Annotated in this window: 24 protein-coding genes; 9 read left to right on the top strand and 15 right to left on the bottom strand. The window is 60.3% G+C overall.

Features of this window, described 5'->3' with window-relative positions; genetic code table 11:
- Window positions 1–70: 70 nt before the first annotated feature.
- Complete coding sequence (gene yccS, locus NA619_RS02685) at window positions 71–2257, top strand: YccS family putative transporter (protein WP_255959676.1); 2187 nt, start codon at window positions 71–73, stop codon at window positions 2255–2257.
- Here the strand turns inward: yccS and NA619_RS02680 are convergent.
- Window positions 2248–3006, bottom strand: coding sequence for a substrate-binding periplasmic protein (locus NA619_RS02680; protein WP_423836790.1), 759 nt, complete (start codon window positions 3004–3006; stop codon window positions 2248–2250). The two genes, yccS and NA619_RS02680, sit on opposite strands and share 10 nt — an antisense overlap.
- A 159-nt stretch (window positions 3007–3165) precedes the next feature.
- Here NA619_RS02680 and NA619_RS02675 point away from each other — a divergent pair, with 159 nt between their 5' ends.
- Window positions 3166–4347: an NAD(P)/FAD-dependent oxidoreductase gene (locus tag NA619_RS02675; protein ID WP_255959672.1), complete on the top strand. Its 1182-nt coding sequence runs from the start codon at window positions 3166–3168 to the stop codon at window positions 4345–4347.
- Window positions 4348–4383: 36 nt separating this feature from the next.
- Here NA619_RS02675 and NA619_RS02670 read toward each other — a convergent pair whose 3' ends face one another.
- From NA619_RS02670 to NA619_RS02650, 5 genes are all read right to left on the bottom strand, one after another.
- Window positions 4384–4572 (bottom strand): hypothetical protein, encoded by a 189-nt coding sequence (locus tag NA619_RS02670; protein WP_255959671.1) that lies wholly within the window; start codon window positions 4570–4572, stop codon window positions 4384–4386.
- Between the two features lie 61 nt (window positions 4573–4633).
- A complete protein-coding gene (locus NA619_RS02665; RefSeq protein ID WP_255959669.1) occupies window positions 4634–4972 on the bottom strand; it encodes a hypothetical protein in 339 nt (112 codons plus the stop codon).
- Between the two features lie 431 nt (window positions 4973–5403).
- Complete coding sequence (locus tag NA619_RS02660) at window positions 5404–5877, bottom strand: hemerythrin domain-containing protein (RefSeq protein ID WP_255959667.1); 474 nt, start codon at window positions 5875–5877, stop codon at window positions 5404–5406.
- A gap of 124 nt (window positions 5878–6001) precedes the next feature.
- Entirely contained in the window at window positions 6002–6280 is a 279-nt protein-coding gene (locus NA619_RS02655) for a DUF3509 domain-containing protein (protein ID WP_255959665.1), read from the bottom strand.
- A gap of 202 nt (window positions 6281–6482) precedes the next feature.
- Window positions 6483–7103: a class I SAM-dependent methyltransferase gene (locus tag NA619_RS02650; RefSeq protein WP_255959663.1), complete on the bottom strand. Its 621-nt coding sequence runs from the start codon at window positions 7101–7103 to the stop codon at window positions 6483–6485.
- Window positions 7104–7311: 208 nt separating this feature from the next.
- Here NA619_RS02650 and NA619_RS02645 point away from each other — a divergent pair, with 208 nt between their 5' ends.
- On the top strand, window positions 7312–7689 hold the full coding sequence (locus NA619_RS02645) for a response regulator (protein WP_255959661.1): 378 nt from the start codon (window positions 7312–7314) through the stop codon (window positions 7687–7689).
- A gap of 75 nt (window positions 7690–7764) precedes the next feature.
- On the opposite strand, the gene fba is transcribed toward NA619_RS02645, so the two are convergent.
- The 7 genes from fba to NA619_RS02610 form a co-directional block, all read right to left on the bottom strand.
- On the bottom strand, window positions 7765–8829 hold the full coding sequence (fba, locus tag NA619_RS02640) for a class II fructose-bisphosphate aldolase (protein WP_255959660.1): 1065 nt from the start codon (window positions 8827–8829) through the stop codon (window positions 7765–7767).
- Window positions 8830–8989: 160 nt separating this feature from the next.
- Entirely contained in the window at window positions 8990–9322 is a 333-nt protein-coding gene (locus NA619_RS02635) for an MliC family protein (RefSeq protein WP_255959659.1), read from the bottom strand.
- A gap of 30 nt (window positions 9323–9352) precedes the next feature.
- On the bottom strand, window positions 9353–9547 hold the full coding sequence (locus tag NA619_RS02630; RefSeq protein WP_248493987.1) for a hypothetical protein: 195 nt from the start codon (window positions 9545–9547) through the stop codon (window positions 9353–9355).
- Window positions 9548–9662: 115 nt separating this feature from the next.
- Complete coding sequence (locus NA619_RS02625; protein ID WP_255959654.1) at window positions 9663–10826, bottom strand: phosphoglycerate kinase; 1164 nt, start codon at window positions 10824–10826, stop codon at window positions 9663–9665.
- A gap of 60 nt (window positions 10827–10886) precedes the next feature.
- Window positions 10887–11930: an erythrose-4-phosphate dehydrogenase gene (gene epd, locus NA619_RS02620; protein WP_255959652.1), complete on the bottom strand. Its 1044-nt coding sequence runs from the start codon at window positions 11928–11930 to the stop codon at window positions 10887–10889.
- Window positions 11931–12020: 90 nt separating this feature from the next.
- Complete coding sequence (tkt, locus tag NA619_RS02615) at window positions 12021–14018, bottom strand: transketolase (RefSeq protein ID WP_255959650.1); 1998 nt, start codon at window positions 14016–14018, stop codon at window positions 12021–12023.
- 119 nt (window positions 14019–14137) lie between these two features.
- Entirely contained in the window at window positions 14138–15058 is a 921-nt protein-coding gene (locus NA619_RS02610; RefSeq protein WP_272891619.1) for a LysR substrate-binding domain-containing protein, read from the bottom strand.
- Between the two features lie 165 nt (window positions 15059–15223).
- Here NA619_RS02610 and NA619_RS02605 point away from each other — a divergent pair, with 165 nt between their 5' ends.
- The 5 genes from NA619_RS02605 to NA619_RS02585 all read left to right on the top strand — a co-directional run bounded on the left by NA619_RS02605 (window position 15224) and on the right by NA619_RS02585 (window position 19464).
- On the top strand, window positions 15224–16120 hold the full coding sequence (locus NA619_RS02605; protein ID WP_255959646.1) for a TauD/TfdA family dioxygenase: 897 nt from the start codon (window positions 15224–15226) through the stop codon (window positions 16118–16120).
- Window positions 16117–16719 (top strand): LysE family translocator, encoded by a 603-nt coding sequence (locus NA619_RS02600; protein WP_255959644.1) that lies wholly within the window; start codon window positions 16117–16119, stop codon window positions 16717–16719. The genes NA619_RS02605 and NA619_RS02600 overlap by 4 nt, the downstream gene beginning before the upstream one ends.
- A gap of 77 nt (window positions 16720–16796) precedes the next feature.
- Window positions 16797–17798, top strand: coding sequence for an ArsR/SmtB family transcription factor (locus tag NA619_RS02595; protein ID WP_255959642.1), 1002 nt, complete (start codon window positions 16797–16799; stop codon window positions 17796–17798).
- Window positions 17799–17812: 14 nt separating this feature from the next.
- Window positions 17813–19003, top strand: a complete 1191-nt coding sequence (metK, locus tag NA619_RS02590; protein ID WP_255959640.1) for a methionine adenosyltransferase — start codon at window positions 17813–17815, stop codon at window positions 19001–19003.
- A 164-nt stretch (window positions 19004–19167) separates the two neighbouring features.
- The gene (locus NA619_RS02585; protein ID WP_255959638.1) at window positions 19168–19464 is read left to right on the top strand and encodes an excalibur calcium-binding domain-containing protein; all 297 of its coding nucleotides are present in this window, start codon (window positions 19168–19170) and stop codon (window positions 19462–19464) included.
- Window positions 19465–19484: 20 nt separating this feature from the next.
- On the opposite strand, the gene NA619_RS02580 is transcribed toward NA619_RS02585, so the two are convergent.
- Together NA619_RS02580 and NA619_RS02575 are read right to left on the bottom strand one after the other, a co-directional pair.
- Entirely contained in the window at window positions 19485–20246 is a 762-nt protein-coding gene (locus NA619_RS02580) for an ABC transporter permease (protein WP_073299140.1), read from the bottom strand.
- Window positions 20243–21172 (bottom strand): ABC transporter ATP-binding protein, encoded by a 930-nt coding sequence (locus NA619_RS02575; RefSeq protein ID WP_255959635.1) that lies wholly within the window; start codon window positions 21170–21172, stop codon window positions 20243–20245. Before NA619_RS02575 ends, NA619_RS02580 begins: the two co-directional genes overlap by 4 nt.
- A gap of 146 nt (window positions 21173–21318) precedes the next feature.
- Here NA619_RS02575 and NA619_RS02570 point away from each other — a divergent pair, with 146 nt between their 5' ends.
- Complete coding sequence (locus NA619_RS02570) at window positions 21319–22650, top strand: ferredoxin reductase family protein (RefSeq protein WP_255959632.1); 1332 nt, start codon at window positions 21319–21321, stop codon at window positions 22648–22650.
- Window positions 22651–22689: the final 39 nt, after the last annotated feature.

The following is a 22689-nucleotide window of genomic DNA, read 5'->3' as shown; positions in this document are numbered from 1 at the left end:
CGCATACCGTGACGTCAGCACACCGCCGACGTCCAACTGCCACAGCCCACCAAGAGTCGGATTTTTCCTTATGCGCACACCTTCGCTCAGCCACTCCCTGCGCCGAATCTGGGCGTTGGACAAGTTCGGCTACAGCTTGCGTGTGCTGATCGCGCTGTCCAGCAGCATGGGCTTGAGCTGGTATCTGGGGCAGCCTTCGATGGCGATCCCCCTGTTTCTCGGGATCATCGCCAGTGCACTGTCCGAAACCGACGACAGCTGGCTGGGCCGGTTATCGGCGTTGCTGGTCACGTTGCTGTGTTTCACCGTAGCGGCCGCCTCGGTAAAGCTGCTGTTTCCCTATCCGCTGCTGTTTGTCAGCGGTATGGCTGCGGCCGCATTTGCGCTGGTCATGCTGGGCGCACTGGGCGAGCGCTACGCCACCATTGCCCAGGCCACACTGATTCTGTCCATCTACAGCATGATCGCCGCCGACCAGCGTGGAGGCGCCGCGCTCAATCCCTGGAGCGACCCATTGCTGCTACTGGCCGGGGCGACCTGGTACGGATTGCTCTCGGTATTGTGGAACGCGCTGTTCTCTCATCAGCCCGTTCAGCAGAGCCTGGCCCGGCTGTATCGAGAGCTGGGTCAGTACTTCAAGCTCAAGGCGACGCTGTTCGAGCCGGTTCGGCAACTCGACGTGGAAGAACGCCGCCTGCAGCTCGCGCAACAGAACGGGCGCGTGGTCAGCGCGCTGAACGCCACCAAGGAAACCCTGCTGCATCGCCTCGGCAATGGTCGGCCAGGGGCGAAAATCAGCCACTACCTAAAGCTGTACTTTCTCGCACAGGATCTGCACGAGCGTGTCAGCTCGTCGCACTATCCCTATCAGGAGCTGTCCGAGTCGTTCTTCCACAGCGACGTACTTTTTCGCTGCGGGCGGCTCCTGCGGCTGCAAGGCGTTGCCTGCAGCGAACTGGCCAGCGCCGTTCAGCTGCGCCAGCCCTTTCGCTATAGCGAAGCCAACGCCCAGGCTCAGGCTGATCTCGAATCTTCGCTCGAGCATCTGCGCATGCAGAGCAACCCGGCGTGGCGGGGCTTGCTGCGCTCACTGCGAGCCTTGTCCGGCAACCTGTCGACGATGCAGCGCCAGCTCGCCAGCGCCAGCAATCCGGACGCACTGGAAGGCGAGCAGGACAGCAGCCTGCTGGACCGCGAACCCCAATCGCTGAGTGATGCCCTTTCGCGGATTCGCCTGCAGTTGACCCCTACCTCCCTGCTGTTTCGCCACGCCTTGCGTATGAGCCTGGCGCTGGTCTGCGGCTATGCCGTGCTCCACGCGATTCATCCTGAGCAGGGCTATTGGGTATTGCTGACGACGGTGTTCGTCTGTCAACCGAACTATGGCGCAACGAGAATCAAACTGGTGCAGCGCGTGACTGGCACCGTGCTGGGGTTGGTCGTGGGCTGGGCGCTGTTCGAACTATTTCCCAGCCAGCAGGTGCAGGCGTCATTTGCCGTGGTGGCCGGCGTGGTGTTCTTCGCCATGCGAAGCAGCCGCTATACCCTGGCGACAGCGGCAATCACGCTTCTGGTGCTGTTCTGCTTCAATCAGGTCGGCGACGGCTATGGGCTGATCTGGCCGCGCCTGGTCGATACGCTGCTGGGCAGCCTGATCGCTGCGGCTGCGGTGTTCCTGATTCTTCCCGATTGGCAGGGTCGGCGCCTCAATCAGGTGGTCGCCAATACCCTCAGCCGCAGTGCCGATTACCTGCGCCAGATCATGCGACAGTACGAAAGTGGCAAGCGCGACGACCTGGCTTACCGGCTGGCACGGCGCAACGCACACAACGCTGATGCCGCCCTCTCCACAACGCTGTCCAACATGCTTCTGGAGCCTGGCCATTTCCGCAAGGACGCTGAGACCGGTTTTCGCTTTCTGATCCTCTCGCACACCCTGCTCAACTACCTCTCAGGGCTCGGCGCCCATCGCGAAAGCCTTCCTGATGATGCCCGTGACGAGATGCTCGAAGGAGCAGCCCAGCAGCTGGCGAGCAGCCTCGACGAACTGGCGACAGCTCTGCAGAACAATCAGCCGGTGGCCGTCTACAACGAAACCGAGCAAGTACTGGCGCAACAACTGGAGCAGGCACCCGAAGAACTGGATGACAGCCATCGCCTGCTACAGACGCAGCTCGGTCTCATCTGTCGACAACTGGCGCCACTGCGCAGCATGGCCGCACACCTGCTGCGCCAGCATCCCGAGCCTCAAGGCTGAGGCAACGACTCGGGTGCCGGCAGGCCGTGGCGGGTGAATATGGCTGCGTAGGTGCCGTCCATGACCATCGCCTCGATCTCTCGATTGAAGGCAGCCAGAATCGCGGCTTGTTGCGGATGGCTGTTACGCACGACCAGCGACAGATTGCGGGCACTGAATTCGCCCGGCACGAAGCTCAGTCCATCACTTACATCCCTGAGCGCTCCGTTGAAGTGGAACATCGCTGTGCGTTCGTCCTCCAGGGCCAGGTCGGCACGATCGGCCAGGAGCATGCGCGCCGCCTGCACGAAGTTGTTGGCGTAGCCCTTGTTCAGCTCTGCATCGCTAGCCAGCGCGTCACTGTAGGCATAGCCATTGGTCAGCACGATGCCGTAGGGGAGCAGACTCTCACGACCTTCGTAGCGGATGTCGTCACCCTTTCGCTGTACCCAGCGCACCCGATTGCTCAAAAACGGGCGGCTGTACTTCGCATAGCCCGCATGCCTCGTGGTGAACCAGTCGTTGATGATGTCGTACTTGCCCTGCTGCAGCCCCAGCACCACCCGCTCCCAAGGCACTTCGGTGAAGGTGACGTCATAACCCGCACGACCAAGCGCCGTGCGGATCAGCTCGGCCGACAGCCCATCGCCAGGCAAGGCTTGGTCCGTGTATGGAGGCCAGGCATCACCGGCCAGCCTCAGCACTTCGGCCGAAACCGAGGCACTGGCCGACAGCAGCATTCCAATCCAGAGATTTCTTATTTTTGTCAAAAGCACTCTCCCGCCCACTCATAGCGAAGCGCCACTAGCACAAGATAATCACAACCAGGGCCTTTTGGGATGTCCGGCTCGTCGGATGCCCGGAGAGTAGGCTGCAGGCAGTGGGCAGCAGGAGTACCATCGCGCATTTTCCGGGCGAGGTAGGCGGCAGTGCAGACGGACGTGGTAGTAATCGGCGCAGGCGCTGCCGGGCTGATGTGCGCCTTCACGGCGGCCGCGCGCGGCAGGCAGGTTCTGCTCATCGACCACGCCAACAAGGCTGGCAAGAAGATCCTCATGTCGGGTGGCGGCCGCTGCAATTTCACCAACATGTACACCGAGCCTGCCAACTTCCTTTCCGGCAACCCGCATTTCTGTAAATCCGCGCTGGCGCGCTATACGCAATGGGATTTCATCGAGATGGTCAGCCGTCACGGCGTGCCCTATCACGAAAAGAAGCTCGGTCAGCTGTTCTGCGATAACAAGGCCAGTGACATCCTCGGCATGCTGCTCGATGAATGCGAACAGGCCGGCGTCGACTTACGGCTGGACACCAGCGTGCAATCGATTGAAAGCATCGAGCCGGGCTATAGGCTGCAGACCAGCGTTGGCGAAGTGGCTTGTCAATCGCTGGTGATCGCCACCGGCGGCCTGTCGATCCCCACGCTCGGCGCCAGCGGTTTCGGCTACCAGATAGCGCGGCAATTCGGCCACAGCGTTTTGCCGACCCGTGCGGGACTGGTGCCCTTCACCATCACCGATCCGCTACTCAAGAGCATGTGCGAAGCGCTTTCCGGTACATCGGTCGAAGACTGCGTGGTCAGCTGTAACGGGCAGAGTTTCAGAGAGAACATTCTTTTCACCCACCGTGGGCTCTCCGGGCCGGCCATCTTGCAAGTGTCTTCATACTGGCATGCTGGCGAGGCCATCGAGATCAATCTGCTGCCCCATCTTGATCTCGTCGAATGGCTGGATCAGCAACGCCAGGAGCGACCCAATACTGAACTGAAAACGCTGCTTGGCGAGCTCTTCACCCGCAAGATGGCAACGTTGCTGGCCGAGCACTGGTTCGTTTCCAAGCCGCTGAAACAGTACAGCGCTGCTGAACTTGAGGAGGTGGCGCAAAGGCTCGGCCATTGGCGCCTGGTCCCAGCCGGCACCGAGGGTTATCGCACCGCAGAGGTCACGCTGGGGGGAGTGGATACACGCGAAGTTTCCTCAAAGACCATGGAGTCCCTGAAGTCGCCGGGGTTGTACTTCGTTGGCGAGGTACTGGATGTCACCGGCCATCTGGGAGGATTCAACTTCCAGTGGGCCTGGGCATCCGGCTACGCAGCGGCGCAATTCGTGTAGGCACCTGCGCCGCGCGCGACGGCTGAAGCGCTGCGGTCACTCGTTGGACAGATTGGACGGCGGCGAGGCTTCGCGTGGGCCAGCTGGGTCTGTCGCGGTGTTCTGATATTCCTGCTGATTTTCACTGACGTTGTCCATCGAAGACGGCTCGTCGTCCGGCGAGCATGCCGCGAGCAGCAGTGAAAGAGGCAGCGCGGCCGCCAAGCCGATGTATTTCATTTTCATACGAACTCCTCGGCAGGGTGCCTCGCTCGATGTCTAAGCACGCCTGCTGGCTATATTCAAACTACTGGGCAGCACCCGTCCCAGTACCCGTGGTGTTAGGCGCCGTGCCCGCACCAGACTCGGTACCCAGACCGCTGCCGTTATCGGCCGGTGCCGTGTCCATGCTCCCGCTGGTGCCGCTGCCGGTTCCAGTTCCTGGGGTGGTCTCGACACCACCGCCCGTGCCAGTGCCGGACGTACCGCTGCCGGTTCCGCTGTCAGCAGGTGTACCGGTAGCAGGTGCGGCTGGCTGTTCGGTGGTTGGCTGTGGTGGCGGAGCCTCGCGGGCAGGTTCTTCATCCGGACCACAGCCCACGAGCAACAGGCCAAGTAATGGGGCTGACAAATAAGCTAAACGCATAGAGAACCTCCTTCTTAGTTGAGCCAGCGTTTCGCCAGCAAGCCCTTGATTGTCAAAGGCATCGAAGAGTTGACCCTCATCTCCAACGAGAGTGCCGCGGTATGCGTGCCTGCGCAGAAGTCAGACTTGAAGCGCGCGTTGAACACCTGCATCCCCAGGTCCGAGTTGAGACAGTAAGCGCCAAAGACGTTCGGAACGCGCGTCGTCTCTGTACAGTCGCTAGAAGTCACCGGCGGGCATGGGCCAGCTGAACCAATCGCCTAGCACGTTCAGGCAACCTTCTTTCAAGACCAACGGCACCTTCGAGAATCGGAAGCGAAGGCACGTATGGTTCGCAGCGAGCCCGGGGCGAGGGTAATGGAACGCAGACTGAAAAACGGTTAGGCCGTCGATAGTCGAGCGTCGGGGCATTGCGCCCCGGCTCGGATGAATCAGGCCGCTTGGCTGGCCATCAATTCCTTCTTTAGCCGATTTCTCAGCTCAGTCATCTGCTGGCCCATTTCTTCAAGGCGCGCCTTGTCGAACAATTCACGGGCCTTCGGAAACATTTCCGACTCTTCTTCTTCAATATGGTGTTCCAGCAGCTCCTTGCATACCTTGGCGCGCCCGGCGAATTCAACGCTTCCGGGATCGGTAGCCTTCAGATCAGGCAGGACGAGCGAGTCCACCGTGCGGTGCTCTTCCTTGGCCTCGTGGTACATCTCGAGTTCTTCTTTGCCTCCCGCTTCCTTGTAGGCAGGGTAGAGAATCTGTTCTTCGAGTTGAGTATGGATCGTGACTTCCATCTCCAGCTTTTGCAGCAGTTCGGTACGGGTCTTGACCGCGCGCTCAGTGCTCTCGGTCATGCGCGTCAGGATATCCTTCACTTTCTCGTGATCTTCGATCAACAGGTCGATAGCGTTCATCAGGTTTCCTCATTCATCAGGCTTGCGAAACACCCAGGCTCTCTGGCCCGATCTGTTCGCCTGCGCAGGATTGCGCAGTAAGTACAGTCAGCCGACCAGCGAGAAAGCTGGCCGGCTGCTCTGCTCAGGCATATTCATAGGTCGGCAATGCGGTTCGGCTCTGGCTCTGCAACCTGGCGATAGCAGGCGACATTCCGGCCTCCAGCGCGAGGTCACGACGAATCGAGCTGACCACCCATTCCAGCTGAATGTTGGTCTGCGTCTGACCTTTGGAAAGCGCACGCTTGATGATGTCTCGACCATCGTTACGCAGGGTCAGGAGGAGCCCGCCATCCGGACGTGGAGCTGTGGTGACTTCGAACTCGGGGAATGCGGCAGTAAGAATTTTGTCAGCGGCGATCATTGTTGTTTACTCCAGTTATGGTCCAGCTCAAATAACAGGAGCAGCGTTCGTGCCAATCATTGCCAACAGAGAAATCGCCGTATTTCAGTGACTTGCGTCACATAATAGCGTTTTGAGGGCATGCAAAACGCATGAACGTTACGTTTACGGCATGCATTCTGCGTTGCCTGATGAACAATGCGGAACTTGCGATGTCATTGCTTCAGCCCTTGTGCCAGACGCTTGCGAGCCAGGGTTGCTGCTCGCGGGGCAGCCCGGCCGGGCGGTAATAGTGCTCGAGTTCGACGAAGCCAACGGACTCAAGCAGGCCACGCCAGGTCGGCCAGTTGTACCAGGTGCCGTAGCGTGCGCCACTCCAGCCTTCGCTGTTGTCACCGCGTGGATTGGAGCAGAACAGCACGCCATCAGTACGCAAGGTTGCATGCAGCTTGGACAACACCGCAGTGATTTCTCGGCTGGGCAGATGGAAGAGAACTGCATTGGCGAAAATGCCATCGAAGGCCTGGTTTGGCAGGTCCAGTTGCAAAAAATCCTGATGCACCACCTCGCAGCCCGTTGCTGCCCGCGCCATCTCAACGAACGGCTCTGCTCCATCGAGCCCGACGGCAATGTGCCCCAGCGCAGTGAATACCTTCAGGTCTCGCCCGGGGCCGCAGCCCAGGTCAAGTATGCGATACGGCGGTTCGCCTTGAATGTGCCGCAGCAGCGCCTCGATGTTCTGACTGACATCATGGTCACGGGTACCCTCACGGAATTCCTGCGCATTGGCGCGGTAATCGTCCAAGGTAAGGGCCGCGATGTTGCGGGCGTTTTCGTCAGTCATGACTCGCTCCGAAAAGTACATGCTCTGGAGCCTAACGACGCAGGGCAGCATCGCCTAGCCTCTGTAGACCTGAAAGAATGAATAATGCTTGACGAAAGGCCAGACTTTCATGAACTTGCAGCCTGCCCGCACGCTCCAAACTGCTACCTTCGAACCGGCTTAAGTATCAGCCCCACCCTACGCTATCGAAACTTCGAGAATCGCTCCGATGAGCCAAGCACCAACCAAAGTAGTTCTGCTCGTTGAGGACGAACCGCACATTCTGAGCCTGTTATCCGATTATCTGGCAGGAGAGGGTTACAAGGTGCTGGAGGCAGCTGACTCGGCCCGCGCCTTCGAAATCATGGCGACCAAGCCGCAGCTGGATTTACTGGTCACCGATTACAGGTTGCCCGGCGGCGTATCCGGCGTGATGATCGCCGAGCCGGCGCTCAAGCTGCGGCCGGAGCTAAAAGTCATTTTCATTAGCGGCTACCCGATCGAGATCCAGGAATCCGGTAGCCCCATCGCCCGCTCCGCCCCGATTCTCGCCAAGCCCTTCTCGCTCGACACCCTGCGCAGCCAGATCCAGCAGCTGCTGGCTTGAGCCACGTCGCTTATTCTTCCGCTCATATAACGCAACGAGCCCGCACTAGGCGGGCTCGTTTTCAGTAGCGATGACTCAGTTGACCTTAGGGTCCAGCTCGCCACGCGCGTAGCGCTCGAACATCGCGTCCAGGGAGATCGGCTTGATCTTCGAGGCGTTGCCGGCGGTGCCGAAGGCTTCGTAGCGCGCGATGCAGATGTCGCGCATGGCCGTTACGGTCTTGGCCAGGTACTTGCGCGGGTCGAATTCGGCAGGGTTCTTCGCCATGAATTCGCGGATCGCACCAGTGGAAGCCAACCGCAGGTCAGTGTCGATGTTGACCTTGCGTACACCGTACTTGATGCCTTCGACGATTTCCTCGACGGGCACGCCGTAGGTTTCCTTGATGTCACCACCATACTCATTGATGATTTTCAACCAGTCCTGCGGTACGGAGGAGGAGCCGTGCATCACCAGGTGAGTGTCAGGAATGCGCTTGTGGATTTCCTTGATGCGCTGGATCGACAAGGTGTCACCGGTTGGCGGCTTGGTGAACTTGTAGGCGCCGTGGCTGGTGCCGATGGCGATGGCCAGGGCGTCAACCTTGGTCTTGGCGACGAAATCGGCAGCCTCTTCCGGATCGGTCAGCAGCTGGCTGTGATCCAGCATGCCTTCTGCACCGACGCCATCTTCTTCACCGGCCATACCGGTTTCCAATGAGCCCAGGCAACCCAGCTCACCCTCTACAGACACACCACAGGCGTGGGCGAAGGCGACGGTCTGCTGAGTGACGCGAACGTTGTATTCGTAATCGGACGGGGTCTTGCCGTCTTCACGCAGCGAGCCATCCATCATGACCGAGCTGAAGCCCAGCTGGATCGAGCGCTGGCAGATATCCGGGCTGGTGCCGTGATCCTGGTGCATGACCACGGGGATGTGCGGGAATTCTTCAACTGCCGCGAGGATCAGGTGACGAAGAAACGGGGCACCTGCGTATTTGCGAGCACCGGCCGAAGCCTGGACGATCACCGGGGAGTCGGTCTTGTCGGCCGCTTCCATGATGGCTCGCATCTGCTCGAGGTTGTTCACGTTGAAAGCCGGCACGCCGTAGCCGAATTCGGCGGCGTGGTCGAGCATCTGGCGCATGCTGATGAGTGCCATGTTTTCCTTTCTCCCGGTTAGGGTCGATTAATCGTGTAAAGCCTGCCGCAGGGGCCGGCGCTGTTCAAGCACCACGCGGTATGGCGCGGCATTGTAGTGGTGGCCACCGTAAAAGCCATCAACTGTGGCGAAAACGCCTAAATCTCGCAGGCGCAACACTTCAAATAGTGATCAGAGAAGCGCTGCAACCATGCGCCAGCAGCTTGTCATCGGCGATCCGATAGACCAGCGCCTCGTTGCCTTTGTTGTGGAACCCCACAACGCCATCGCTATAGAAAGCACCTCGCGTGGCTGGTTCCTTGCGCAGGGTATACACCTGCTCGCTATTACCGACTGTCAGGTCCACCGTCTGGTGGCTTTCATCGGCATAGCGCCACGCGATGTTCTGCTGACTTTGGCATTTCCAGCGCACGAAGGGCGCATCAGGGCCGGATTGCCAGTGACCGCAGCCGCCGAGCAGCAGTGCGGCTAATGGAATGAACAGGCCTTTCATCGCTTCTCCTTGCTTTAGGTGTGCGTCGAATCAGGGGCAATCTTGAACATCCGCTGCGGTACCAGCAGTGGGATCGCCGGTGCTTTGCATCTGCACGCGCTGGTCGTTCTGCGCGGTGGGACTCTCAACCGGTGGCGGATCGAATACTTCACAGGCCGAATCTGGCACACCCCCGGCACAACCGGCCAGGCCGAGACAGCAAACCGCTATAGCCGCATATCGCATGGTGAGTCTCCATTCCTTGTCTGGACAGAACAGAGACAGCACCAAGCCCAAGGGGTTGCCTTTGCCGTTGCGCTTGTTTGACCGAACACGCGTTAACGGGTCCGGCAAACCGGGTTTATTGCGCTGCGCGTTGCTCCAGAACCTCGACGGCAGGCAGCACTTTGCCCTCGACGAACTCAAGGAAGGCGCCGCCGCCAGTGGAAATGTAGGAGATCTTGTCGCCTACTCCATACTTGTCGATGGCCGCCAGGGTGTCACCGCCGCCGGCAATGGAGAACGCCGGGCTTTCAGCAATCGCCTGGGCCAGCACCTTGGTGCCATTGCCGAACTGATCGAACTCGAATACACCGACCGGGCCGTTCCAGAGGATGGTCTTGGACGACTTCAGCAGCTCGGCGAAGTTGGCAGCAGTCTGCGGGCCGATATCCAGAATCATGTCGTCCTCTGCAACATCGGCAACTGCCTTGACGGTGGCTTCAGCGTCTTCTGCGAAGGCCTTCGCTACCACGACATCCACCGGCAGCGGCACGCTGACCTTGGCCGCGATGGCCTTAGCGGTATCCACCAGGTCCGCTTCATACAGCGACTTGCCGACTGGGAAACCAGCAGCGGCGAGGAAGGTATTGGCGATACCGCCGCCAACGATCAGCTGGTTGCAGACCTGGCTCAGGCTGTTGAGCACATCCAGTTTGGTCGACACCTTGGAACCGGCGACGATGGCAGCCATTGGCTGAGCTGGGCTTTTCAGCGCTTTGCCCAGCGCATCCAGCTCTTCGGCGAGCAGCGGGCCGGCACAGGCGACCTTGGCGAACTTCGCGACCCCGTGGGTCGAGCCCTGAGCACGGTGGGCAGTGCCGAAGGCGTCCATGACGAAAACGTCGCACAGCGCGGCGTATTTCTGCGCCAACTCGTCAGTGTTCTTTTTTTCACCCTTGTTGAAGCGCACGTTCTCCAGCAGCACCAGCTCACCGGCCTGCACCTGAACGCCGTCGAGGTAATCCTTGATCAGCGGGACTTCACGGTTAAGCGCTTTGCTCAGGTAATCGGCAACCGGCTTCAAGCTGTCTTCCTCGCTGTACACGCCCTCTTCCGGGCGCCCCAGATGCGAACTGACCAGCACCGCGGCACCCTTCTCCAGCGCCAGTTTGATGGTGGGCAACGAGGCCAGAATGCGCGCGTCGCTTTTCACTGCGCCATCCTTGACCGGCACGTTGAGGTCCTCGCGGATCAGCACGCGCTTACCCTGGAGGTCGAGGTCGGTCATCTTCAAAACGGTCATGTGATCTTCCTTAAGTTCAAGAACGGCGATGTTGTCGAGCTGCGGCTCCAAGCCTGTCGGCTAAGCGCGATGGGCCACGCGCAAATAGTGATCGGCCACATCGAGCATACGGTTGGCGAAACCCCATTCATTGTCGAACCAGGCCAACAGGTTCACCAATCGAGGCCCTGACGCCCGTGTAAGGCTGCCATCGACGATTGCCGAATGCGGGTCGTGGTTGAAATCACAACTGGCATGGGGCAGCTCGGTGTAAGCAAGCAGGCCATGTAACGGCCCGGACTCCGCGGCTTCGCGCAGGATCCGGTTGATCGTCTGAGCATCGGTATCGCGGGACATCTGCAAGGTGATATCCAGACAAGACACGTTCACCGTGGGCACCCGCACCGCTTTGGCCTGAATCCGCCCCGAGAGTTCCGGCAACAGTCGCTCAATGCCTTTCGCAAGCCCGGTGGACACTGGGATCACTGATTGAAACGCAGAGCGGGTGCGGCGCAGATCGTCATGGTGATAAGCGTCAATGACCGGCTGATCGTTCATTGCCGAATGGATAGTGGTGATCGAAACGTAGTCGAGGCCGATCGCATCATTGAGCAGCTTGAGCAGCGGCACACCACAGTTCGTGGTACAGGATGCGTTGGACACCAGCCGCTCGGTGCCGGTCAGCTGCTCATGGTTGATACCCATCACCACCGTCGCATCCACATCCGCGGCGCCGCTCATGGGCTGGGAAAACAATACCCGTGGAACGCCGGCATCGATAAAGCGTTGCCCTCCGGCACGCGTGTTGTAGGCGCCAGAACATTCCAGCACCAGGTCTACACCCAGCGCACGCCAGTCGACCGCCTCCGGCGTCGAATGACGCAGTACCTTCACGCAATGGCCGTTGATGTGCAGGCAGTCGCCCTCCACCGCCACGTCACCGGGGAACCGGCCATGGGTGGAGTCGAAACGAGTGAGGTATTCGAGACTCGCCATATCGGCGAGGTCGTTGAGGGCGACAACTTCGAAATCGAACGCGGCGTCGCGCTCGTAGAAAGCACGCAACACGCAACGGCCAATACGGCCATAGCCGTTGAGCGCGATGCGGTAGGGTCGGTTGAGCATAAGCGGAGCTCCAGGCTTCAAGCCTCAAGCTGCAAGAGAAACGCGGATGACCCGGCTTGCAGCTTGTAGCTTGTGGCTTGCAGCTACTCGTTAGTCTTCCAGCAGCTCTTCGGCGACCGCGAGGATGTTCTCGACGGTAAAGCCGAATTCCTCGAACAGCTGACCGGCCGGGGCCGACTCGCCGTAGGTGGTCATGCCGATGATGCGACCGTCGAGCCCGACGTACTTGTACCAGTAGTCCGCATGCGCCGCCTCGATGGCGATACGCGCGCCGACTTCGACCGGCAGCACGTGCTGCTTCCAGGAGGCATCCTGGGCGTCGAAAACGCTGGTGCACGGCATCGACACGACACGTACGTTGCGGCCCTGCTCGGTCAGCTTGTCGTAAGCCTGAACGGCCAAACCGACTTCCGAACCGGTGGAGATGAGGATCAGCTCCGGCTCGCCGACGCAATTCTTGAGGATGTAACCACCCTTGGAAATGGACGACTCGGTTTCGTTGTCGCGGATGTGATACGGCAGGTTCTGACGCGAGAAGATCAGCGCACTCGGGCCATCCTTGCGCTCGACCGCATGCTTCCAGGCGACTGCGGATTCAACGGTGTCGGCCGGGCGCCAGGTGTCCAGGTTCGGCGTGGTGCGCAGGCTGGTCAGCTGCTCGACCGGCTGGTGCGTTGGGCCGTCTTCGCCCAGGCCGATGGAGTCATGAGTGAACACGTAGAGCACGCGCAACTTCATCAGCGCCGACATGCGCACCGCGTTACGGGCGTATTCCATGAACATCAGGAAGGTCGCGCCGTAAGGGATCAGGCCGCCGTGCAGGGCGACGCCGTTCATGATCGCGGCCATGCCGAACTCGCGCACGCCGTAGTACATGTAGTTGCCGGAGGCATCCTCGGCAACCACCGGCTTGCAGCCCTTCCACAGGGTCAGGTTGGAACCGGCGAGGTCCGCCGAACCGCCTAGCAGTTCTGGCAGCAGCGGGCCGAATGCATTGAGGCAGTTCTGGCTGGCTTTGCGGCTGGCGATGGTTTCGCCCTTGGTGGCGACTTCACGAATGAATTCGCTGGCCTTTTCGGCGAAGTCAGCCGGCAGCTCGCCCGCCATGCGGCGCTTGAACTCGGACGCCAGCGCCGGGAATTCGGTCTCATAGGCGGCGAATCGCTTGTTCCACTCGTTTTCGGCGTCGGCGCCCTTCTGCTTGGCGTCCCACTCGGCGTAGATCTCGGCGGGAATCTCGAATGGGCCGTGAGTCCAACCCAGCGCTTCGCGGGTCAGGGCAATCTCGGCGTCGCCCAGAGCGGCACCGTGGGATTCTTCCTTGCCCTGCTTGTTCGGCGAACCGAAGCCGATCACGGTCTTGCAACAGATCAGTGTCGGACGATCGCTCTTGCGCGCAGTCTCGAGCGCAATCTGGATCTCCTCGGCATCGTGGCCGTTGACGTTGCGGATCACCTGCCAGCCGTAGGATTCGAAACGGCGCGGTGTGTCGTCAGTGAACCAGCCATGGACTTCGCCATCGATGGAAATGCCATTGTCGTCATAGAAGCCGATCAGCTTGTTCAGGCCCAGAGTGCCTGCCAGCGAGCAGACTTCATGGGAAATGCCCTCCATCAGGCAACCGTCACCCATGAATACATAGGTGTGGTGATCGACGATCTTGTGCCCGTCGCGGTTGAACTGCGCGGCCATCACCTTTTCTGCCAGGGCGAAACCGACAGCGTTAGCCAGGCCCTGACCCAGCGGGCCGGTAGTGGTCTCGACTCCCGGCGTATAGCCGAGTTCCGGGTGGCCAGGGGTCTTGCTGTGCAGTTGACGAAACTGTTTGAGGTCGTCGATGGACAGGTCGTAACCGGTCAGGTGCAGCAACGAATAAATCAGCATCGAGCCGTGGCCGTTGGACAGCACGAAGCGGTCGCGGTCCGCCCATAGCGGGTTGGTGGGGCTGTGCTTCAGGTGATCGCGCCAGAGAACCTCGGCGATGTCCGCCATGCCCATGGGGGCACCCGGGTGGCCGCTGTTGGCTTTCTGCACGGCATCCATGCTGAGGGCGCGGATGGCATTGGCTCGCTCACGACGGCTGGGCATCGCTGAATCTCCTGCGGGGTAGCTTCTGAAACGAAGGGGGCGGAAAAAGGCGGCCATTTTCCCCTACCGGGGCGGACGGGGCAATGATTGAATAAAAGGCCGCTTCGCTGCACGGAGCCTCAGTCGAGCAGCGTGACACCACGACTGCCAACGTCGGGCAGATGCTGCAGGAGATAATCCTTCATGCGCGTCAGTGTCATTGATGTCTCCCCAGCAGCAGGCCAGACCAGATAGTAGCTGTCACCGGAACGGACTGCCTGGCCGAACGGCAGCATCAGCGAGCCCTTCTGCAGCTCCGCATCCACAAGTGCCAGATCGCCAATGGAAATCCCGTGCCCCTGCGCCGCCGCTGATATCCCGAGCTCCAGAGTGTCGAACAGCTTGCCTTGCTGCCACGCCACGGCATCCACCAGACCAACGCGCTGCAGCCAGCGGCGCCAGTCACGGCAATCACGTGATGGGTGAATAAGCTCTGCATTGGCAAGCCGCTCGGCCGTCCAGGGTGAGCCACCCTGAAAATCCGGTGAACAGACTGGCACCAGCCACTCATCGAACAGCTTGATCCGGTTCCAGTCCGCTGGAAACCCGCCATGCCCAAGAAGGATGGCGCAGTCGAAGGGCTCGTTGTGGAAATCCACCGCATCCAGATCCATCCAGGCGCTGGTGAGCTGGACCCGGTCTTGCGGGTGACCGAGATGGAAGTCGTCGAGTGCGCCCAGCAGCCAGCGCATGGTCAGGGTTGAAGGCGCCTTCAGCCGCAGCGCGTCTCGCTGGCGGTTCACGGCGATGCAGGCATTCTCGATGGTGCGAAAGCCAACCTTGAGCTCCTGCGCCAGCAGCCGCCCGGTATCGGTCAGTGCCAAACGCGAGCCGCGACGCTCGAACAGCTGACAGCCCAGGTTTTCCTCCAGCGTCTTCACATGCCGGCTGATTGCACTCTGGGTGATGCACAGACTTTCCGCGGCCTGGGTAAAGGACCCAAAGCGGGCCGCCACCTCGAACGCGCGCAGCGCATAAAGCGGCGGCATTCGCAACGTCATGCGGGGCGACTCTGGCATGAGTAAAACTCATCGGAGCAGGCCGTTTTTTCCATTTTGCAACCCTCCAACCCCCACCAATACTCGCCCGCATTCGGGCCAGTACTGCGATGGCATCGACTCAAGAAAAAGAGGCTTATGCCTTGTATAAGGCTAGGGAAGGATGACATGCCCAATCGCGAATTTGACCAACTTTTATCTGCCAGCATTCGTCATGGGGGGCTCGATCAGGCGCAAATGGCGCAGCTTCTCGACTTCAAACTGTTCGGCAACCCCAAGGGATTCCTCCTGCTGGAAGAGCTGGCGATCGGCGACATCCCAGCGACGCCCGCTTCTCGCGCAGAACTTTCCAAGCCTGACGATACCAGTGAGCGCCTGCTGCTTCAGGCCACGGCACTGCTTGGCGAACCCATCGGCTACGTGCAGGAATCGGGAGGCTGCATCGTCAACAACTTCTTCCCGCAGCAGATGCAGTCCCGGGCGGCGACCTCTGACAGCTTCGACACTGAACTGGACCTGCACACCGAAAACGCTTTCCACGCTGTGCAACCGGACTACCTGCTGCTGCTCTGCCTGCGGCAGGATCCCGCCGCCGAAGCCGTCACATACATCGCCTCGGCCCAGCGCATCATCGAGCGCCTGACGTACGCAGACCAATTGTTCTTCCTCAACGAGCCTTACAACTTTCTCTCAGACTACGGCGCCAACGAGAAGAACCAGCGCATCGACATCAATAAGCACCAGACGGTGCTGTACGGCGACCCGGATTGTCCATTCATACGCTTCGATCCGCAGTTCATGGTGGCCTATAGCGACCGCGCGCAGCATGCGCTGGAACGGCTTCGCGGCATCGCCTGGGACGTGGTCGAGCCGGTGCGGCTGCGAAAGGGCGACCTGCTGGTCATCGATAACCGCCGCACCGCCCATGCCCGCAGCCCCTTCACCGCCAACTTCGACGGCTGCGACCGCTGGATGCAGCGAACCTTCGCCAGTTGCAACCTGCGTTTCTACACCGAGCGGCTGGGCAAGCAGTCGCGCATCTTCGAGCTGGTAACCGAGCTATGAACGCCACCTATCTCGCGTTCGCCGCCGCCGTCGCCCTGCTGATCGCCTCCCCCGGCCCCGTGGTGGCGCTGGTCATCGCCGATGCCAGGCGCAGCTGGCCGGCCTGGACCATCCTTGGCGGCGTGCTTTCCGCTCAACTGCTGATGATTGCCGCGCTGGTGCTGATCTATCTCGCACTGGACCTGCAACCAGTGATCCTGGAATGGGGCCAGGTCATCGGCGGGCTTTACCTCATCTGGCTCGGGGCCGATGGCCTCTGCGGTGGCGGCGAGGACGAAGCAGAGATCCCGCGGCCACAATCGCACTACTTCTGGCGGGCGATGGCGGTGGGGCTCTCCAATCCAAAGGACATCCTGTTCTTTCTCGCCTTCCTGCCAGGTTTCATCCTGCCGGCACAACCCTTCGCGCCCCAGGCCATGACCCTGATCGCCATTTGGGCGCTGGTCGACATATCCGTACTGGTGACTTACAGCCTGGTATTCCGACGGTTGGCCAGCCACGATGGGCTGCAGCGGGTACTGGCGCTACTGCCGAGTTTCTTCCTGCTCGGGCTTGGACTGGTCTCCTGCGGGATGGGCATTAACAGCCTGATCAAATGACCTACCGGCCGGCAATATCAAAACTTTTTGATATTGCCATTGCTGGACGAAAAACGACCGACTAGACTGCGCGGCCTATGAGCCTGCGCATTCCCCAGATCTCCTTAGACGACAGTGACCAGCTCGCCGCCCTGTGCAAGGCCGGCGGCGATTCGCTGCGCCTGAACGTTCTGCGCGCGCTGGCCAACGACTCGTTCGGCGTGCTCGAACTGGCGCAGATCTTCGCCACGGGGCAATCCGGCATCAGCCATCACCTCAAGGTGCTGACTCAAGCCGGCCTGCTGGCGACCCGTCGGGAAGGCAACGCGATCTTCTACCGCCGCGCCCTGCCCCAACCCGACAGCCTCGGCGGCAAGCTGCATGCCGCGCTGCTGGACGAAGTGGACCAGCTGAGCCTGCCACTCGACGTGCAGGCGCGCATCGGGGCGGTGCATGCCCAGCGCAGCGCAGCCAGCGAAGACTTTTTCGCACGGATGGCCGGCAGCTTTCAGGCACGGCAGGACATGATCGCCGGCTTCCCGCAGTACCGCGATAGCGTTGTCGCGCTGCTCGATGCACTGAATTTTTCTGCAGAATCCACCGCACTTGAAGTCGGCCCCGGAGATGGCAGCTTTCTGCCTGAACTCGCACACCGATTCGCTCGAGTGGTCGCGGTGGACAACAGTCCGGCAATGCTCGAACTGGCTCGGTCGCGCTGCGAGCGCGACGCACTTGGCAATGTCGAACTGAAACTTGCTGACGCATTGCAGGACGAATGTCCGTCAGCCGACTGCGTTGTGCTGAACATGGTTTTGCATCATCTGGCCGCGCCGGGTGAAGCACTCAAGCAACTGGCACGGCTGGTGAACGTAGGCGGAAGCCTGCTGGTCACCGAACTGTGCAGCCACAACCAGAGTTGGGCCAGGGAGGCCTGCGGCGATCTGTGGTTGGGCTTTGAACAGGACGATCTGGCCCGTTGGGCCGATGCCGCGGGGCTCACGCCCGGCGAGAGCCTCTACATTGGCTTGAAGAACGGTTTTCAGATCCAGGCCCGGTACTTTTCCCGGCCCGCTCCTGACAGCCGACTCACCCACCGGTAATTAGGAACCGATAGATGAGCGAATATTCGATTTTCACCTCCGAGTCCGTGTCCGAAGGGCACCCGGACAAGATCGCCGACCAGATCTCCGATGCGGTGCTGGACGCCATCATCGCCGAGGACAAACACGCCCGCGTGGCCTGTGAAACCCTGGTCAAGACCGGCGTCGCAATCGTTGCCGGCGAAGTATCTACCACTGCCTGGGTCGACCTCGAGCAGCTGGTGCGCGACGTTATCATCGACATCGGCTACAACAGCTCGGAAGTCGGCTTCGATGGCGCTACCTGCGGCATCATCAACATCATCGGCAAGCAGTCCGTAGACATCGCCCAAGGCGTGGACCGCAGCAAGCCGGAAGACCAGGGCGCCGGCGACCAGGGCCTGATGTTCGGCTACGCCAGCAACGAAACCGACGTGCTGATGCCGGCTCCGATCCGCTTCTCCCACGCGCTGGTCGAGCGCCAGGCTGAAGCGCGCAAGAACGGCTTGCTGCCGTGGCTGCGTCCGGATGCCAAGAGCCAGGTCACCTGTCGCTACGAAGGCGGCAAGGTCGTCGGCATCGACGCTATCGTGCTCTCCACCCAGCACAACCCGGAGGTCAAGCATTCCGACCTCAAGGAAGCGGTGATGGAGTTGATCGTCAAGCACGTGATCCCGGCCGAACTGCTGCACAAGGACACCCAGTTCCACATCAACCCGACCGGCCAGTTCATCATCGGCGGGCCGGTGGGCGACTGCGGCCTGACCGGGCGCAAGATCATCGTCGACACCTACGGCGGCATGGCCCGTCACGGTGGCGGCGCCTTCTCCGGCAAGGACCCATCCAAGGTCGACCGTTCGGCTGCCTACGCTGGCCGATATGTGGCGAAGAACATCGTTGCTGCCGGCCTGGCCGAACGCTGCGAAATCCAGGTTTCTTACGCCATTGGCGTGGCGCAGCCGACCTCGATCTCGATCAACACCTTCGGCACAGGCAAGCTCAGCGACGAGAAGATCGTTGCCCTGGTGCGCGAGCATTTCGATCTGCGTCCCTACGCGATCACCACCATGCTCGACCTCCTGCACCCGATGTACAAAGCCACAGCGGCCTATGGCCACTTCGGCCGTACTCCAGTTGAAATGACGGTAGGTAATGACACCTTTACCGCCTTCACTTGGGAAAAGACCGACAAGGCCGACGACCTGCGCGCAGCTGCTGGCCTGTAACCCAGACCGCAGCCAGAAAAAAGCCCCGCCAGCGAGAGCTGCGCGGGGCTTTTTATTGCCTCGGTGAAACGTTTCTGAGGCCCTTTCGCTAAACAACTGATGCCGTTACGCTTCCGCGCCGGCACATCGCCCGTAAACATCGTACGCATTAAAAGGATTTAGGCATGCGCAAGTTCTTGGTTATCGCGGCTCTGGTTTATCTCGGTTATGGCTATTTCACTGGCACCTGGAGCCTGCCTTGGGGCTCCAGCTCCAGCCCGGTTATCAGTACTCAAAACCAAAACAGCCAGCTCACCGCTAATAGATCTGCGCCAGCCCAGACATTCAATTGTGATGGCCGCCAGCACTGCAGCCAGATGCGCTCTTATGAAGAAGCCAGGTTCTTCATTCGCAACTGCCCCAATACAAAGATGGACGGAGATGGCGACGGCATTCCGTGCGAAAAGCAGTTTGGCCGCTAGGCATCAGGTCTCTACTTGTCTCAGTTCTTCAGCCGATACCCCGTCTTGAAGATCCACCAGATCAGCCCGAGACAAAGCGCCAGGAAGCCGAGCGTCATCGCCAGGCTGATCCCCACGTTTACGTCGGAGACCCCGTAGAAACTCCAGCGAAATCCACTGATCAGGTACACCACCGGATTGAACAGCGTGACCTTCTGCCAGACCGGCGGAAGCATTTCGATGGAGTAGAAGCTGCCGCCAAGAAAGGCCAGCGGCATGACGATCAGCGATGGAACGATCTGCAGCTTTTCCCAGCCATCCGCCCAGATGCCGATGATGAAACCGAACAGGCAGAAGGTGACCGCGGTGAGCACCAGGAACAGCGCCATCACCCACGGATGGGCAATCTCGTAGTCGACGAACAATCGCGCCGTCAGCAGGATCACCAGCCCGAGAATGATCGATTTGGTCGCCGCTGCGCCGACATAGCCGATGACAATCTCAAGATATGACACCGGTGCCGACAGCACCTCGTAGATGGTCCCTGAATAGCGTGGCATGTAGATGCCGAACGACGCATTGGAAATGCTCTCGGTGAGCAACGCCATCATGATCAGGCCGGGGATGATGAAGGCGCCGTACGGAATGCCGTGCATCGCCTCCATCCGCGAACCGATGGCTGAACCGAACACCACGAAGTACAGCGACGTGGATATGACTGGCGTTGCGATACTCTGCAGCAACGTGCGCCAGGTGCGCGCCAGTTCAAACAGGTAGATGGCGCGAATTGCGTGGAAATTCATGTGCGGCTGCCTTTTACCAAGCTGACGAAGATTTCTTCCAGCGAACTCTGGCTCGATTGCAGATCCTTGAAATCGATGCCGTGGGCCGCCAGCCGCCTGAGCAGCTCGGCAATACCGGTGTCTTCATGCTGAGCATCGAAGGTGAACACCAGCTGATTGCCCGAATCGACCAGCTCGAGCGGATAGCCGGCCAGATCCGCAGGAATTTCTGCCAACGGTCGCTGCAAATGCAGGGTCAGCTGCTTCTTGCCGAGTTTCTGCATCAATGCCTTCTTGTCCTCGACCAGGATGATCTCGCCCTTGCTGATCACCCCGATGCGGTCGGCCATCTCCTCGGCCTCTTCGATGTAGTGGGTGGTGAGAATGATGGTCACGCCGCGCTCGCGCAGCCGACGCACCATTTCCCACATATCACGGCGCAACTCGACGTCGACCCCTGCGGTGGGCTCATCGAGAAACAGGATGCTCGGTTCGTGCGACAACGCCTTGGCGATCATCACCCGCCGCTTCATGCCGCCAGACAGTTCGATGATGCGCGCGCTCTTTTTGTCCCACAGCGAGAGATCACGCAGCAGCTTTTCCAGATAGGCATCGTTCGGCGCTTTGCCGAACAGCCCGCGTGAGAAACGCACCGTTGCCCAGACGCTCTCGAAGCCTTCATTGAACAATTCCTGCGGCACCAGCCCGATCTTCGAACGGGCTTCCCGGTAGTCGTTGACGATGTCGTACCCGTCCACCAGCACCCGCCCACCGCCTGGATTGACGATGCCGCAGATGATGCTGATCAGGGTGGTCTTGCCGGCGCCATTCGGCCCGAGCAGGGCAAAGATTTCGCCTTTGTGGATTTCTAGATCGATCTGTTTGAGCGCTGGATGCCCCGAGGCGTAAGTCTTGGTGAGGTGTTCGATGGTGATCACGGGTTGCACTGATGAATCACTCCGCAAAACATTTGGCTGACGATTGTACGGCCCAGTTGATTAGCTCACTAATCAACGTCGTTGATAACGATCATGCCCACTGCTGCATTGCAGGCGCATGCTCACATGCCTTCACCACAGCAGAGGGGCATGCCATGCAACGGATCAGACTGGCTTTCGTCACGGTCTTCATGACCGTGACCCTCCTCTGGCTCATCACAGCAGGCGCCATCACAACCGACTACTCACGTTTCTGGCCGCTGCGTGCCGACATGGTTCACTTCAGCGGCGTCCTCTCGATCACTGCGATGAGCGTAGCGATCTACCTCGCCATCCGCCCCATTTGGTTAGAGCGCCTGTTCGATGGCCTGGACAAAAGCTACCGGCTGCACAAGTGGCTGGGCATTGCCGCACTGGCGGCTTCGGTCGTGCACTGGGGCTGGGCGCAGATCCCCAAATGGCTGGTTGGATTTGGCTGGCTCGAACGCCCTGCACGTCGCGGGACAGGCCAGGCACAGCAAGGACTGTTCGGCTGGTTACACGAGCAACGCGGTTTTGCTGAAGATATTGGTGAGTGGGCGTTTTATCTGGCCGCGCTGCTGATCATCCTCGCTCTGATCAAACGCCTGCCCTACCGCTGGTTTTTCAAGACGCATCGCTGGCTAGCCTTGGTTTATCTGGCCCTGGTGATGCACAGCCTGATCCTGATGCCGCCCGCCTATTGGTCGTCCGTGCTTGGAGCGGCGGTGGCCTTGCTGCTTCTCGCCGGCACTTTCGCCGCCTGCGTTTCATTGCTGCGTCAGGTGGGTCGCAGACACCAGGTGATCGGCCATATAGAGCAGCTCACACACCACGCTGCCAACCGCGTACTGCGGGTAGATATCGTCCTGGACGGCCCATGGTCGGGGCACAAGACAGGACAATTCGCCTTTGTCACCTTCGACGAGAAAGAAGGACCGCACCCTTTCAGCCTGTCCAGCGCCTGGCAGAACGACGGTCGACTGTGCTTTTCGATAAAGGGCCTTGGCGACTACACCCGCACCCTGCCGCATACCCTGCACATCGGCGAAGCCGTCACGGTAGAAGGCCCGTACGGCTGTTTTGATTTTGATGGGCACAAGCCAGGCCAGATATGGGTTGCCGGCGGTATCGGTATCGCCCCCTTCCTTGCAAGACTGCAGGCTTTGGCGAATAGCGACGATGTCAAAAATATCGATCTGTTCTATTGCACCAGCGCACCGGACCAAACCTTCGTCGAGCGCATACAGCAGCAGGCCGAGCGCGCCCGCATACGCTTGCACGTGCTGGTCGCAAGCGAGCACGGCAGACTGACGCCCGAACGCCTTCGCCATCTGGTTGCTGATTGGCAGGACCGGGATATCTGGTTCTGCGGGCCCGCCGATTTTGGAGATGAGCTGCGGCGCGACCTGACGAGCCGCGGTTTACCTCCCGGCGATTTCCATCAGGAACTGTTCAACATGCGCTAGCGCACGGAGCGAATCGACACGTGGGGGCAGAATGGCCAC

The organism is Stutzerimonas stutzeri, assembly GCF_024448895.1.
GTDB classification, from domain to species: Bacteria; Pseudomonadota; Gammaproteobacteria; order Pseudomonadales; family Pseudomonadaceae; genus Stutzerimonas; species Stutzerimonas stutzeri_Q.
Note: the sequence above shows the minus strand (reverse complement) of the source record. Positions and strands in the feature narration are given on the sequence as shown.